Origin of the sequence: Sulfurimonas sp. (assembly GCF_032250635.1) — a bacterium.
Lineage (GTDB): Bacteria > Campylobacterota > Campylobacteria > Campylobacterales > Sulfurimonadaceae > Sulfurimonas.
The window spans coordinates 22,923-37,544 of the sequence record NZ_JAVVFL010000001.1; the positions used below are offsets into that span (position 1 = coordinate 22,923).

20 protein-coding genes and 1 pseudogene are annotated in these 14,622 nt (G+C 41.6%); all 21 read right to left on the reverse strand.

Going from position 1 to position 14,622, the window contains the following annotated elements; translation table 11 throughout:
• Nucleotides 1–74: 74 nt before the first annotated feature.
• On the reverse strand, nt 75–998 hold the full coding sequence (locus RQ763_RS00070) for a hypothetical protein (protein ID WP_314150314.1): 924 nt from the start codon (nt 996–998) through the stop codon (nt 75–77).
• Nucleotides 998–2,869, reverse strand: coding sequence for a hypothetical protein (locus RQ763_RS00075; RefSeq protein WP_314150315.1), 1,872 nt, complete (start codon nt 2,867–2,869; stop codon nt 998–1,000). Before RQ763_RS00075 ends, RQ763_RS00070 begins: the two co-directional genes overlap by 1 nt.
• An 8-nt stretch (nt 2,870–2,877) precedes the next feature.
• Complete coding sequence (locus tag RQ763_RS00080) at nt 2,878–3,165, reverse strand: hypothetical protein (protein ID WP_314150316.1); 288 nt, start codon at nt 3,163–3,165, stop codon at nt 2,878–2,880.
• A 1-nt stretch (nt 3,166) separates the two neighbouring features.
• Nucleotides 3,167–3,754, reverse strand: a complete 588-nt coding sequence (locus tag RQ763_RS00085; RefSeq protein WP_314150317.1) for a hypothetical protein — start codon at nt 3,752–3,754, stop codon at nt 3,167–3,169.
• Nucleotides 3,755–3,760: 6 nt separating this feature from the next.
• The gene (locus RQ763_RS00090; RefSeq protein WP_314150318.1) at nt 3,761–4,213 is read right to left on the reverse strand and encodes a hypothetical protein; all 453 of its coding nucleotides are present in this window, start codon (nt 4,211–4,213) and stop codon (nt 3,761–3,763) included.
• Between the two features lie 9 nt (nt 4,214–4,222).
• On the reverse strand, nt 4,223–4,609 hold the full coding sequence (locus tag RQ763_RS00095) for a hypothetical protein (protein ID WP_314150319.1): 387 nt from the start codon (nt 4,607–4,609) through the stop codon (nt 4,223–4,225).
• Between the two features lie 12 nt (nt 4,610–4,621).
• Entirely contained in the window at nt 4,622–5,785 is a 1,164-nt protein-coding gene (locus RQ763_RS00100; protein ID WP_314150320.1) for a DUF4043 family protein, read from the reverse strand.
• Between the two features lie 131 nt (nt 5,786–5,916).
• Nucleotides 5,917–6,123 (reverse strand): hypothetical protein, encoded by a 207-nt coding sequence (locus tag RQ763_RS00105; protein ID WP_314150322.1) that lies wholly within the window; start codon nt 6,121–6,123, stop codon nt 5,917–5,919.
• Between the two features lie 21 nt (nt 6,124–6,144).
• Nucleotides 6,145–6,903: a hypothetical protein gene (locus RQ763_RS00110; RefSeq protein WP_314150323.1), complete on the reverse strand. Its 759-nt coding sequence runs from the start codon at nt 6,901–6,903 to the stop codon at nt 6,145–6,147.
• 109 nt (nt 6,904–7,012) lie between these two features.
• Nucleotides 7,013–8,092: a hypothetical protein gene (locus tag RQ763_RS00115; RefSeq protein WP_314150324.1), complete on the reverse strand. Its 1,080-nt coding sequence runs from the start codon at nt 8,090–8,092 to the stop codon at nt 7,013–7,015.
• Nucleotides 8,093–8,094: 2 nt separating this feature from the next.
• Nucleotides 8,095–8,886, reverse strand: a complete 792-nt coding sequence (locus RQ763_RS00120) for a hypothetical protein (RefSeq protein ID WP_314150325.1) — start codon at nt 8,884–8,886, stop codon at nt 8,095–8,097.
• On the reverse strand, nt 8,886–9,317 hold the full coding sequence (locus tag RQ763_RS00125) for a hypothetical protein (RefSeq protein WP_314150326.1): 432 nt from the start codon (nt 9,315–9,317) through the stop codon (nt 8,886–8,888). The genes RQ763_RS00120 and RQ763_RS00125 overlap by 1 nt, the downstream gene beginning before the upstream one ends.
• Before the next feature lie 4 nt (nt 9,318–9,321).
• Complete coding sequence (locus RQ763_RS00130; RefSeq protein ID WP_314150327.1) at nt 9,322–9,714, reverse strand: glycoside hydrolase family protein; 393 nt, start codon at nt 9,712–9,714, stop codon at nt 9,322–9,324.
• Nucleotides 9,711–9,914 carry a hypothetical protein gene (locus RQ763_RS00135; protein ID WP_314150328.1) on the reverse strand — a complete coding sequence of 68 codons (204 nt, stop codon included), beginning with the start codon at nt 9,912–9,914 and terminating at the stop codon, nt 9,711–9,713. The genes RQ763_RS00130 and RQ763_RS00135 overlap by 4 nt, the downstream gene beginning before the upstream one ends.
• Nucleotides 9,898–10,317: a hypothetical protein gene (locus RQ763_RS00140; RefSeq protein ID WP_314150329.1), complete on the reverse strand. Its 420-nt coding sequence runs from the start codon at nt 10,315–10,317 to the stop codon at nt 9,898–9,900. The genes RQ763_RS00135 and RQ763_RS00140 overlap by 17 nt, the downstream gene beginning before the upstream one ends.
• Nucleotide 10,318: 1 nt before the next feature.
• Nucleotides 10,319–10,798, reverse strand: a complete 480-nt coding sequence (locus tag RQ763_RS00145) for a phage holin family protein (protein WP_314150330.1) — start codon at nt 10,796–10,798, stop codon at nt 10,319–10,321.
• A complete protein-coding gene (locus RQ763_RS00150; protein WP_314150331.1) occupies nt 10,776–11,024 on the reverse strand; it encodes a hypothetical protein in 249 nt (82 codons plus the stop codon). Before RQ763_RS00150 ends, RQ763_RS00145 begins: the two co-directional genes overlap by 23 nt.
• A 9-nt stretch (nt 11,025–11,033) precedes the next feature.
• Nucleotides 11,034–11,453, reverse strand: coding sequence for a hypothetical protein (locus RQ763_RS00155; protein WP_314150332.1), 420 nt, complete (start codon nt 11,451–11,453; stop codon nt 11,034–11,036).
• Entirely contained in the window at nt 11,423–12,436 is a 1,014-nt protein-coding gene (locus RQ763_RS00160) for a reverse transcriptase domain-containing protein (protein WP_314150333.1), read from the reverse strand. The genes RQ763_RS00155 and RQ763_RS00160 overlap by 31 nt, the downstream gene beginning before the upstream one ends.
• Before the next feature lie 284 nt (nt 12,437–12,720).
• The gene (gene avd / locus RQ763_RS00165) at nt 12,721–13,050 is read right to left on the reverse strand and encodes a diversity-generating retroelement protein Avd (RefSeq protein ID WP_314150334.1); all 330 of its coding nucleotides are present in this window, start codon (nt 13,048–13,050) and stop codon (nt 12,721–12,723) included.
• Between the two features lie 24 nt (nt 13,051–13,074).
• Nucleotides 13,075–14,622: pseudogene (locus tag RQ763_RS00170) on the reverse strand (hypothetical protein); the annotation flags it as partial.

A 14,622-nucleotide genomic window follows, 5' to 3' on the forward strand; every position in this document is an offset into this window, starting at 1 on the left:
AAGCCTTTATTGTTTTTATAAAGGCTTATGTTAGCAAATAAAAAATGCTTAAGTGGGTTGTTAAAACATCATACTTATTTTTCGTAATCTTTCCAACTTTTCGCAGTCTTAGGCGCATCGCTTTCTTTTCTTTTTGCGTAGGCATCTTTAGTCTGTTTTCGTATAGACGCCAAGTCTTTAACGCCATTGTTTAAAAGGCTTGTTCCGTTCTCCAGAGCAAAGGCTGCTTCCTCTTTGCGCTCTGGGTCGATAGTAAACTGCCCTGTAACTTCATCATACTCGCCGTACTCTTTGCCTATTGAGTTTTGCAGATCAAGGAGGTCTTTATTTAGTTTTCCTCCATTTGCACTTTCTGCTTTATAGAGCGCTGTTGCATGTTTGACATCTTTCTCTTTCGCCGCTAAGCTTGCCGCCGTTGTGTCTTTGTCTGTGAAGTATTTATCAAGCTCCATTATCGTCTTGCCATCTGCCATCTTGATAAGCTGCTCGTTCTCTTTTGCAAAAGTATTAAAATCTTTATACTCTTTGCCAACTGCAACATTTTTAGCCTCATCGTTAAACTTACCTTGGAAGTGTGTATCTGCGGCTTTAACTGCATCATCAGATATATTGCCATAGCCATTCCCAGTACGGTAGTTGTCTTTAAATAGCTTTAGATTTTCAGCACCGTCTACGCTTCTGTATGAGTTACTAAACGCATCATCGAGCTTCTTTGTCTCTCTCGTCTGTTTTGTCTCATCTATTGTATCAAGTGCTGCTATATTTTGTGTACCGTAGAGTTCTGTTTTTGCGGCTTCAGTTTTAAGCCTTGCTTCATCAGCAGCCATCTGTGACTTTTGCGCGTTGATGGTTGCATCTCTCTTCTCTCTATCGTCCATGTTTTTGCCAATACTCACAAAGGCATCGCCAAAAGCTTTCGCGCCAAGTCCGGCATCACTTCCGACACCGCTCATATTCACACCCGCTGCATTACCCCGAAAACTGTCATACCATCCCATTATCCTATCCTCCTCATTGCATCAAGCTGGTTTTTGTCATGCTTTGCTTTTACTGTCTCTTTTTGAACGAGAGAATTACTAAAAGCTTTTTGTAAATCTATCTGGTTTCTGTCAAGCATCGCTTTTGCTTTTGTGTTGTTCAGATTTGCTTGTGACTGTTTTACCATCATATTAAGCTTTTCATTTTCCGCTTGAAGCTGTGCGTTTTGCTGCGCCTGTGGAGAGTTTTGAGACTGCGTGTCTCTCTGCTCGATTATCTCTCTTATCTTCTTTGCAGATGGAGAGTCGCTATCTTTTAGTATATCTGGTATGAGATACTTTACAAGCTCAGGGTCGGTACTTTGTAGCACTTTGAGAAGCTCTACATTTTGGCGTAAACGCTCACTGCTCATAGAGTTTGACTTTGGCTTTGCTGTAAAAATCAAGTCATATTTACCCACGCTAATAGCATTTGAGACTATAGGTTTTACTTTTCCATCCGCCAACACTTCAAGCTCTACACCGCCGTTGTCGTTTAAAATCGCTTCATTCATTGTGATGTAGTCTTGTATATAATCTTCATCGACTATGCTTACGACTCTTTGCGTATCATAATACTGCTCTATAAATTTAACGCTCTTTTTAATGATCTTCTTTTGCAGGTTATCACTAGAATTCATAAAGCGGCTAAGCCCGACAAGCCCTGTTTGGACTCTCTGCTCTTGCCCGACTGCACTCATGCGATTGTTTGCGGTTCCGAGCATCTCTTTGTTTGAGTTGAGAAGTTCGCTTATCTGCTGTCGTCCATCAATGATGATGCCTAGTATCTGCTGTATCTGTACATTTTGCTTAATATCTTTTACACCATTAATATCTTCAACCATAACTGTAGCATTGTCAAGACTATACTCAGAGTTAAACGCTTCCATGTCTCCATCTATCAGCGCTCCACGGTTTATGAGCGTCTTGTTGTTTGCCATCATATTTTGCAAGCGTAACTTTGCATAGTTTATGTGGTCTTGTATAGGCATGATGTCTCTGTACAATCCCCAGTATTTTATTTTGCCTAAGAAATCACGGCTTAAAAACTCCACTTCATAAGGAAATCCATCAAAATCATAAGGAGACTCTCCTTGTAAAAGTATCGTTACATCGCTCCAAAAACAGTAGTAGAACTTATCTTTTTTTGTAGCCTCGTCATATTTTCTATACCAAGTGTAACTAAGCAGAACTCTTTTGCGTATCGTCTCATCTGCCCACATGTCATCTTCTACTATGTCCGCAACATAGTTTATGTTTGTGACCTCATTTATCTTCTTCTCATCGAACCCAAGCCCGAGCAAATCCTCTGTATCTATCCAAAAACATCTATGAATATAGCGCGCATCATGATTGTAGTTTTTCGCGCGGGAAAATGGGTCAAGATAACATTCGTTTGATGGCACTTGCTTTATCTCTATATCTTTATGCTCACGCCCAAACTCATCAAATTCTCCGCTTGCATTTATGGTAAGCTCTGCAATGGCTACGCCCTCAAGACTTAGCTCATCATCAAGCGCATCTATCTCTACCTCATAGTCGCTCACTTGAGTAATTGCTTTGAGCAGCGCATTGAGCATCTCTGCCCCGACTCTATCTCTTTGCTGTCGTCCAAAGAGACGAATATCTATTTGCCTCTCTTTTTTAAATCCAAGTATTGCGTTGTTGTGTTTTGCAATATTATTTTCGTACTGCTCAGGCTGTCCGCGATTTGCGAGTATCTGCTTGATGGTTCTATCAAGTTGATCGCCATTGTAGTACTCTCTTACTTTTTTACTAAACTCTTTTGTTTTTTTAAAATGGCGCGAGGATTCCTTTAGCCATTCGGTAAGTATAAAAGTATCTTTAAACATGCTGCGACCTACACTGCTGTTGCAGGTTCTACGGCATCAACTTCATAATCATAGTCGTAAGGGTTCTTTTTTTTCTTATTGTTCACATTAAAAATGCTATCACTAAAAGCATCATCAAGATTCGTTTGCGCTTTGTCTATCTTTGCATTGTAGGCATCATCTTTTTGCTTCTCGTAAGCAAGCTGCTCTTTTTTTATCTTGTTTGCTTCTTTACCTGTTTCGTACTGACCCCATGCACCAGCGAGCGCACCTAGCCCTTGTATTGTCATAGAAGTATCTCCACTGTTCCAGCTCATGTTAAATCCTTTGATAATTTGATGTTATATTTTTAGCTCTTATAGGCTGTAACACTTTGAGTTTCATCATCTCTTGCTCATAGAGCCTAAGGTAGTGTAGGCTCAAAACTCTTTCTTTAGAGTTTCTCGTAGGCTTCTCATGTATCTCACTTAAAAACAGAAGTCTCAATGCTTTGTATTGCGTGTTTGGAACTTCTATCTCACAATTCTCAGTTGCTAACTCTTTTGCATATTTATATACAATGGTCGCGCTCATGGCGTTTGTAGGCATAAAACCTAAAAGCATAATATTCTTATCAAACGTGTAGCTGTTCTCATTAGCTCTGACATAGAAAAACTCTAAAGTTGCAAAATCAAGAGAGCGGTTGTCTATGCTTAGTGCTACGTTCTTGATTGGAGTATAGTCAAGGTAGTATTCTTGCTTGCCATCTACTATAGCTATGCTTTGTTTAGCTATAAAACAAGGCAAATCAAACTGCAAAGAGACATAAGCCCTTTGCAGTTTTAAAAGAAGCTCCTCATCTTTCCAATGCTCAGACTTCTCTTGTAGGTCAGAGCGTGTTTGTAAGATAAAATCACTTGCTTTCATTTCTCTTTACTCGCTTTTTTCTTCTGTCTCATCCAAGACAACATCATCTAGGACAATCTCAAGAGATTCAGGTAAAACTTCAGGCATAGCGCCAAAAGCTTCATCAACCGCTGTATCTTTTGCTCCACAACACTCTGGAGTAGTAGCTAGCTCCAAAAGGAGTGCAGCATTTTCGCCATGAAGTCTTGCAACCTCCGCTTGAAGTGTTGTAACCTCTGCCTCAAGAGCCTCTATTTTAGCAGCTGTCTCAATATCTCCTTTTTTAAACTCAATCGTATCAACAGCAACAAACTCTCCGTAACCCTTAGATACAAGATTAAAAGCATCTTTTTTAAGAACGATAACGATATCACCTTTTTTTAGAGTAGGCTTAGGGCGAGCTAAGGAGGTATTGAAATCCTTAGCCTTAGACCCAACATACTTGATGGCACTATACGGTGCAAAATGTACTTTAGCCATAACCGCGACCTAGTACTCTTGCTTTGATACAGGAAGTTTTGCATATTCCACTGTAACGGTTGCGCTACCGGTTGCACTTGCTGTGCCGATTATATCAACTACAATAGCCATAGACTGTGTAGCACTAAGCTGACGGTTGTTAAAGCCGATACCCTTGATCGCATTTGCAGTAGTAGCAGGGATGAAGCGAACTAAGTCGCCCTCAATACCTACACTGATAGTGTTGTCAACGTTTGCAAAAGCCTCATCAACAGTTACGTTTACGTTCACAATACGAAAGCCATCAGCAATTCCCATAAAATCTATGGTCTTGCCTACATCGGCACCTTTTACGACAAAAGTAACTGTACCGTTGTCTCTGATTTCACGATTTTTTCTACTTGAAATAATAGCCATAACTCATCTCCCCTATATGCCAGTTGAAGCAACAACAGCGATAACGCCATAGTCATTGCCATCAAAAATACTGTCTTTTAAAACGCCATCGTTCGCACTAGCCTCATACTTTGTCTTAGCAAAGCCATACACTCTGTCAATTCCAGCGTTCATACGTCTAGGGTCAGATTTATCTACCCAATCATAATAGGCAACGCCTTGGTCAACAACGATATAACCGGCACCGGCACCAACTAAAAGATTTATCTCAGTCTCTTGGTCTGCAACACCGCCCTTGTAAATGCCTAAGTCACTTGTCTTAACATTTCCAAAACCTACAAACTTAGAGCTTGAAGTAAGCACGCCCGACTGTCTTGCCGTATCTGTTTTAACGTCAAGTAAAAGTACGCCATCCCAAAAACCTAAAGCACCACTAAAGATAGGGTTTGATTTTCCACGTTCTAGCGCATCTTTTCTTGCAGCTTCCCAGTTTGGATCTGTCTTGATGTTTCTTGCCGAGTTTGTACCAACGAACATTACAAAATACTCAACTTCATCATAGTAGCCCATGTTCTCATTCTGAGTTGTTTTAACAGGGATAAGTGGAGGAACGCTCTCGCCCGCTGCATTTAATCCAAGAAGTGCGCGTCTCTTTGCCTCTTCAACATCTGTAGTTGTAAGCACATCTGCCTTAACCAAGTTTGCAGTAGTTGCATCAGCAGGGTGTCCACAAACAACAATATTGGTACAATCAGCGCTAAACGCACTAAATACAATCTTGTCGAACTTCATAGTTCCCCAGTTGCTTAGTGAATCTTTTGAGCGAGACTTAAATGAGTCTGCATTTCTCTGATTGACTATACTCTGAGTTGATGGAACCGCATGTTGAAATCTATCAATCTTGATAAATTGCTTGATGTTTTTAAGCTCTTCTCCACTTGCAGAAAAGTCAACATTGCCGACTGCTCCACTCTCGATGAGAGCATCTTCCATCTCAACGCCTACAATACTGCCGTGTTCGAGTGTCTTAAGAACACTTCTAATAATGCTTGTTGCATCGTTTTCGCTTGATGCGATAAACGGCTTCATCTTACTCTTTTTAGTAACCTCTTTGGTTACCGCCTTACTATACGCTACTCTTGTGTCAGCATCAGATAAAAAATCTCCCGCAGACAAACCACCAAAAACTTCTGCCATAACTATTCCTTTATTTTTGTTGTGTGTTTTAAAGACACTTCTAACTTTTGCCTACCCTAGAGTAAGTAGCAAAGCGACGCTTAGGGTTGGCTCTTTGCTACTTACTTTAGGGTAGGTCTACTACCCTAGACTCACGAAAGCCCTAAAGCTTTTTGTAAATCCCCCTCTGCCACCGAATCCAAAGAGGCTTGTTCTTCTTTTCTTTGTTTAATTAACTCTTGCACATCCGCCAAACGCTCTTTGTCTTTAAAGACCGCGATGGCTCTTTGAACTGCACGCATATCTTCCTTTATGTCCCACTCGTCTCTCTTCATTTCGCTTTTTGCTTGTTCTAGCATATCCATTCCTATGTTTTAAATTTACAGCCCTAAAGCTTGTTTAAGCTGGTCATCATGCGATGTCAAACCGTTATCAATGCTACTGTTATTTACAGTTTGTTTTCTAACATTGTTAACATTTGGTATGTTTGGAACAGTTGTGGTGTGAATATTGGACGGATTTGTGACAATATATTTCTTGTAAGCATTTTCGTAAACATCTTGGTAGCTCTTGGATGCTTGTACAATCTTGTCTTGCTCACTCTTGCTAAGCTCGTTCATGTAGAAATTCAAAACTTTTTCATGGTTGTAGTCTGGGTACTTTGCAGTTACATCTGTAATTGCGCCCTGTCTCTCATAAACTAACTCAAGCTCTTTTTTTTGAGACTTTAGGTTTTGAACATCCTCTTTTTTGGAGTGCTTCTCTTCATACTCTTTTGCTTTTTTGCTCACAAGTTTCATGTAGGCGCTCTTATCGCTAAACTCTAAGCCTTGCTCCTCTTCACTCAACTCATTTTCCAAGTTGTCATAAAAAGCAGTTGCATCTACAACGGTGGACTCGAGAGCTTCTATCTGTAAATCAATCTTTGCAATCTCTTTATTTATACCTATTTGCTCTTGCGTAACAAGAGTGGCAGTTGATGGAGTAGCTTCTGGAACCTTCTGCTCTTCTTTTTGTTCTGAGGGGTCAGATGACGCTACCTCTTTAGTAGGTGTTTCCTCTGTTTCAATAGTCTCATCTTTAAGTCCAAGTGCATCTTCCATAAAATCTGCTACGTCCTCTTTATGTTCTTTTCCCATTTGTGCGTCCTTTAGTTTTTCATTATATTTAGTGGGTATTGTATAGAGAAAAAAAGGCTTAAGTGGGTTGTTTAAATCGCATTTTTAATTTTATAAGATACTTTGAGGGTTAAAAGATACTAAAGTTCTCTTCGCCCGCCAGCTCTCCAAACATCTGTTGCCGCTCGGGGTTTATATGTGAGAGAATCATATCATCGGATCTGTTTGTATCCATAAGACCTAAGAAGCGCACCGTATTAAGATTACCCACCACGCTAAAGGCAACATCTCCGGCACGAGGAGCATCATATAAATCTCCGCCCGCCATCCATCTGTTCATCTCATCTGTGGTGTTTAGCGTCATATAGCTTTTTATATCTTGTTTTGCGGTAGCAGTGTAATCATAACCATCGGGCTGCGGCACATAATAAAAATCCCACTTCCAGTTGTCAACCTTATGTGATGTAATATCGCTAATAAAGTCTTTTTTTTCTTTATCATACTTTACTGTCAGGTCTTCTAGTTGTGATTTTGCTTCGGCGAGCTGCTCCTCTAGCTCTTTAATCCTTGCAGTATTGTCTGTGTCATCAATGCGGTCATAGTTTTGAGACAAATCATCCTGAAGTGAAAGCTGCTCTATTTCATACTCTAAAGAGCCGATAGTCTGTGTTGTATCATCAATAGCAGCAGTATCCCCAAACACATCTCTATCATAGTATTTGTCTATCGTATTGGCAAAATCATCAATTTGTACCTGCAACTCCCCAAGCTGCGATTCTGTGATTTGTGAGGACTCAGTAGTTTGTGCTGTAGTCACGGCTGTTTCAAACTGCGAGTAAGCTGGATTGTCGGAGTATATTTTTGTTGAGATAGTTCCGACATAGATACGGCGCAAATAGGAAAAGTTTCCGTTACTGTCATAAACAGGAACATGTCTATAAACGTCTGTGTATTTTGTGGAGGTGTGTATTGTTTGGTCGTATGGATTTTCTACATTTGCAATATTGCCACCAAACTCTCCAAGGAGGATATCATCAGTGAATACATTTGTTTGAACGGTATTGCCTGTTGGTACATAAACAGAGCCTCCTGACTCCTCTGGATTACCCGCAACCCCAGTTCCCCCTCCTGTTCCACCGAATGTATTATCGGCAAAACTAAAAAGTGTATCTGCAGAGGTGCTCCCAGTGTACCCAATGCTTCCACTCATGCTTACAACTTAGTTATTGTAGTAGATGTAGGAACAGTGGCATTCGTATTAAGCGCATTTATCATAGCAAATAGAGTGGTCCACATATCAGAACTAATAACCAATCCGCCGGCTCCCATTGTTCCAACCATATCTGCATAGCTGTCAAGCGCTTTAATGTTGTTATTAAACTCAACAGAGCGTCCAAGCTCAAGTGTCTGTTTCTCAACAAAGAGCGTGTCTACGATAAGCTTTAAAGCCTGCTTGTCAAGTAGAACTCCCTGCTTTGTTTTGTTGATGATGTCAGCCGCAGAGTTTGCATTTCGCACTGCTGTTGTAGAGACAATATCAAGCGCTTTTTTAAGCTCGGTGGCTTGTTGCGCAGTAAGCATGCTGATTTGCTCATCTTTAAGAAGTAAATCTTTTGCATTCTGCAAGTCTCTCACCGTTGTAGTAGAAACAATATCAAGCGCTTTTTTAAGCTCGGTGGCTTGTTGCGCAGTAAGCATGCTGATTTGCTCATCTTTAAGAAGTAAATCTTTTGCATTCTGCAAGTCTCTCACCGTTGTAGTAGAAACAATATCAAGCGCTTTTTTAAGCTCGGTGGCTATTTGTGCCTGAACTAGTGCATTTGCGTTAATTGCCTGATATGCGCGTACGCTGTTTTCCATTGATGATTTTATTATCTCTGACATTATTGCAGAGAAGTGCTCATCCTCCATCTGCATTGATGCCTGTGTGTCATTAAGCTCTTTTAGGCTTTTACTTAAGAAAGTATCATAAATTGTTGATAGGTCTTCTGTATCTATTGCCATTAGTTCACTCCTGTTGTGGTTTTGGTTGTACTTGTCTCTGTTCCTGAGCCATCGGCTGTATCTGCTATGGTCGCGTCTTCATAACTATGTTTATGAGTAGTGTACGCCTCTGTTGTAAGCACTCCTGCTACATCAAAAGCAAGTGAAAAGAGAGTGGAGAGCGCACCAATCTTAGCGTCAATAACTGCCAGAGCCTCTGCATTTGCAGTTATCGCTGTGTTGAGTGTGGCGATGCTCTCGTTTATAGCAACGATAGCGTTTGCGTTTGCAGTGATGCCTTCGTTAAGAGTTGCGATATCGTTTGCATTTGCCGCAATATCTTCATTAAGAGTTCCAATAGTCGTGTTGTTTAAGATGTCTATTAAAGCCTCCAGCTCTCTCGCTTTTGTAATCGCAACTGCTCCGAGGTTGTTGCTTTTCTTTGAGTTCATCACTCTACCCCCTCATCATCTGCGATAACTTCATCGCTCTATTTGGAGTTTGCTCCGCCCATCTGCTGTCTAGCATCTGAACGCTTGCCGCTTCGTAGTCAAACTCTTTTAAAGCAGCCCACATCTTCTTAAACTTTAAAACTCCGTTCACTCCCATCTGATAACACATCTCCGCAAGTATCTCCTGCTTTTCAAGAGGGAGTTTGTTTACAAACGGCTCTTTTGTTTCAAGCTCTTTTATCTTCGCTTTGAGGCGATACTCTAAGATAAGCGCCGCCTCTTCTTTGACAAGAGGCAGTTTTGTGCCATAGCCTATAGTGTCAAAGCCGAGAGTGTCTTTGTAAACAGTTCCGACAAACCCCTCATTTTTCATAATCTCTTCAATAAGCTTTTTCATTTACACCCCTCTATTGATTTTCTAAGTTCCATGATGCACTTAAGCGATTGGTCTTGCTTCTCTATCGGTGTGCCTCTCAACTCTCCGCACTTTACCTCTTCTGTTTTGCATGGAGCATAAACAGGGTATGGAGTAGGCTTGTCTATGTAGACCTTTGTCTCTATGGGCGTACACTCTTGCTTATTACTGCATGCTGTCAAGGCTAAAGCCATCAAGGCTATCAAAGTAAGTTTTAATATCTTCACAATTGCTCCTATATATGATTGTTTGAGACGGTAGATGTCTCTCTATGTTTTGGTACTTCTTTGCATCAGCGCGCCATTTTGTAAGTTCTTTTTGAGATTGCTTGTACTTCTCACCGTGCAGTTCTATAGTGCGCGACTGTTCTAAGAGCGCGGCTTGATATCGCTCTGACTCTAGTTGCGTGGTTAACATCTTCTTTTGCGCATCTTCCATTTTTCTCTCAAGCTGCGAGATACTTACATCTCTTGAACTGATCTCATCTTTGAGCGACTCCATGTGTGCGTAACACTTGTAGCCGACTCCCGCAAGTGCCGCCGCTACGATTAGCAGCGCATATATTCTCATCGCTATTATTGACATACTATCCATCCTCGCTGTATCGTATAAGTACGTTTCGTATTCGCTTGCCTATCATCGCCACAACGTCATACTCAGGCAGTTCATCTTTTGTGCGTATGCTGTAAATGTTTCCTATGATTGAGTAGATCTCGCTTAACACAAGTATGTTTATCCCAACCATCAAAACGGTTTTGAAGTCTGCTCCAACCGCTTTCGCCCCGATAGCCAAAACTATAGGTATAAGAAGCAGCGAAAGCTTAGAGAGTACGCCGTACTTCATCTTGTTACTCGTTATGCTGTGTCCTAGTCTGTAGGCTTTTGCTACTCCTGTAGTGTAGTCTATGATGAGCAGCACACTAAAGAGAAAGAACGACTCGCCGCTTAAACCTAAGTACGTTAGCATTCCACCTAGGCACACCGTAAAAAAATTGAACACGACCTTTGCATACACGCTCGCCGTTACACTCTCTGCTATCATCTCACTCTCCCAAACTTTTTTCACAATGATTTTGCTCTAATCTCTTTAACAAGCAGCACACCATATCATCAAACCATGTAGCTCTACCACCCTGCTGTCTGCGATGTATGTGAGAGCTTATCGTCTCATCTTGCGAGCCGTTCCAAAATAAGACATTGACCATCTGGTCTAGCACTAAGAGAAATCGCATCGCGCGGCTTCTTTTTTTTGCATCGTTATCAAACTTTGCATAGAGCTCATCCTGTGTCATCACACTATCCTACACAAAGAAGCTGTTGCGCTTCTCTACAAACCACATGGCAAATGCCGCGAACTCTGTTGATGCTATTGGCATTATGGTTCCGTTTGTAAAGTGAATATTTGTGCTTAAGACACCCATATCAAACGCGGCTTTTACCTGCAGCAATCCGTCCGCATCATCTTTCATAAAAGGAACCTGATACTCAACTCCGCCTAGTGTGTATAGCTCGCCGTTGGTTTTATGGTCGGCTATTGCCTTTGCTGTTTGTGCATCAGCAAGTTCATTCTGCTGTGCAGCAATCGCCAACTCTACCGCCGCCGCTGCAACTACGCTCTTGTTGCTCAAAAGCACATAGTTATCTCCGCTCATCACAACCGGCTCTCCAAGTTGCTCACTTAAAATGTCCACTAAAGGACGTGCTGTAATCTCATCTTGCATGTGTGTAATTCTCCTCTTAGTAAATTTAGCAAGTTGTAGCTATCCGCTTTTATAGCGTGTCCGAGCCAGCTGCCTAAAAACTTAAAAAGCTTTGCGAATAGCTCTAACTTCAAAAACTTCTTTATAGCTCTTCTTGCTCTAGTAACACTCGCTTTGCGAAGTAGTTTAAACCCGGACTTTATCCTCATACCCAAAAAGTTTATAAACTGAACGTCCGCTTTTTGGATGAACCATTTAGAAAATTTCAACTTCATAAAAATAGCTATGAACTTCTCTAAAATCTTTTGTACTCTCACTAGATACTCTTTGCTATGACTAAATATCAAAGTGTCGTCCATATATCTGTAGTAGTACTTTACGCCAAGCTTTACTTTTATAAACGTGTCAAACACATGACCGTAGAGATTTGCAAACAGTTGACTGAGCAAGTTGCCTATCATAATCCCCTGAGCGCATATAAACTTAAAAATGAGTCTTAAAGACTTTTTGTCAGTTATCTTTTTTTCCACTTTCTCTTTGAGCAGTTTGGAATTGACACTGTGAAAATAGCCTTTAAAATCCATCTTCAAAAAGTAAACCTCGCCTTGCTTCTTCATCTTTCTTAGCTGAGATTGAACCTTGTTTATGCCTTTGTGCGTGCCTTTGTCTTTTCTGCAAGCATACGAAGTGCTGTAAAATGTCTTCTCAAAGATAGGCTCTATCACATTGTTTATAGCGTGTTGTGCCACTCTGTCGCGAAATGGCAAGCTGTTTATGATGCGCGTTTTAGGCTCATGAACAGTAAAGTTAAAATACTTGCCGATGTTATATGTCTCTTTTATCATCTGTTGTTGCAAGATGTATAGATTTGCCTCTAAATTTTCTTTAAATATCAAGTGACCGTTTGAGTATCTATTTCCACCTCTTGTGGCTTTTTTATAGGCATCTCTTAAGTTGTCGATATCTACGATTTTATGAAACAAGTTTCTGTACTTTTTGCCCACAACTCTTACCTTTTTTATGTTTTTGCTGTCTTCTAGTTTCGATGTTTCACTACTCTTAGTTTTACAGACCCATTACTTTGTTTGCATTACGCAGGACAGATAAGCTGACTATCTTTAGTCGCACTACACAACCCTTAAGTTGCATAAGTGTTATAAGTAAATACTCACAAGCGAAACGAGAACCAATATTCCAATTCGAATTCCAAACATAGTTGTTCCAATTCGAGGCGCGCGAACCGGCATTGACGCCATTCGTGCGATTCCCGCCCAATATCACCGCTTTCTTACCTGCCCTTTATCATGGCACCAACTATCTTTCCGACCTCTGCCAGAAGGATAGAAGCTACTTGATGTTGTTTTGGACTTACAAGCTTGCGCTTCTCACTCGCTAAAAATCGCAAGTGATAACGAACCAGTGCCAAGTTAGCGTCCGCTTCATAGAGCTTGCTAACGTGATTTGACTTTACAGCCTTGTAAAACAGCTCAACTTGTAAAAACACAAGCTGGATTGTCTTCTCTTTGAGTATGCCGTGCTTGCGCGGTATGTTTTGCAACACTGGGTAGATGTAGTTGACAAACTCATCATACTTCTCTACCACCACTAAGCTACTCATGCACACTCCGTTCGCTTCCGCTCACTACGCATGTTCCAAGGAGTCACAAGCGAAACGAGAACCAATCTGCCAACTCGAATACCAAACATAGCTGCTCCAATGCGAGGCGCGCGAACCGGCAGTGACGCCACTCGTGCGAATCCCGCCCAATAACACCGCAACAGGAGCATTTGATGTTGCATAAATCTGCCCTCTTGCATCCGCATTGTCCATATACGCAAAAGTAGTAGTTCCGTATCCGTTTGCTAGGTCGGCTCCCCAAATATGCTCCGTACCTGTCGCCATCTCAATGCCATATTTAGACATAAGCTCTGGGATGTGGAAGATTGTTCCGTTGTCTCCATAAGCAGACGAAGAAACACCCTCAAGAACGCCATACGCAATAGTAGGAAACTCGTTGTAGCTTATGTTTTGGTTACCTGTTGCAGTTGCCACCTCACACGCTTGAAACCAAGTGTATTTACCGTAAGTAACAGTACCATCTCCACCGTATGCTAGAGGTATCTTTGGTATCTGTCTAAAGTACGTTGCATCTGCCACGCCTCCCGCTATGTTTGCACCTGTATGAACCGTAGGAGCTGAGTAGCCTCTTATGCCGTAGTCTCTATCCATAAGGTAGATGTCATACCAACGTGAACCTACTTTTGCTTTACCGCGAGGGTCTGGGCAGATAGGTCTATCCCATAGCGTCCATATAGAGTATTCATTGATACCTCTAAGCTTTACCATATCTGCTTCTGTTTTGTTACCTGTCGGAGCTTCTGCATGAGGCACTAAGGAATAGTGAAAACCTCCTATGGTATCTGCTTGAACTGTTGTTGTAATCGCTGTTTTGCTAAAGTAGTAGTCAAACCCAGCCGTAGGAGTTACATATAGGCTCATTTCAAGAGAGTTACCGTCCACTACTATTGTAGTTACCCCTGTTTTGGTAGGTAGTGCGATACCTCTTGCCGTAGCTGTGAGAATAATATTTGCCATGCCATCAAAAGAAGCGCTCCCTGCAACCTCTCCGGCTAGAGTTATAGTTCTTGCCGTTGCAAGTTTTGAAGCCGACACCGCATTTGCCGTAGCGTCTAGTTTTGCATTAAGCGCAGTCTGTTGAGCCGTACTTACAGGCTTGTCCGCGTCACTCGTGTTGTCAACACTTCCAAGCCCCACTTGCGCTTTAGTTACAGTGTGAGGATTGTCGGTTCTGTTTGTGTGTGCGAGCAAGTCCACCATGTAGACATCGCTGTCAAGTCCGTTGTAGATAGTGAAGTCGCTCGTTGTTGTGTCTGTAAAAGTGATACGGTAAGTATCCGTAGCTCCGCTTTGCGCCGCAAACCCGCTCGCATCTGTGGTACCTATGAAGTTTACGCTTGCAATGCCGTTTCCAGTCGCTCCCGTATCTCCTTTGTCTCCCTTTCCAAAAGGAGAACCAAGAGACCAGTCTGCCTCGGTTGCACTAAGCTTGAAGTAGATAAGCGCTTCGTCAAGTGCCAAAAAGCTAAAGCCTGTTGTTTGCAGATCATAAAGTGACTTTTGTGAGAGCAGTCCGACTGCATTAACCGTAAAGTTGTCTCCCTTGTCTCC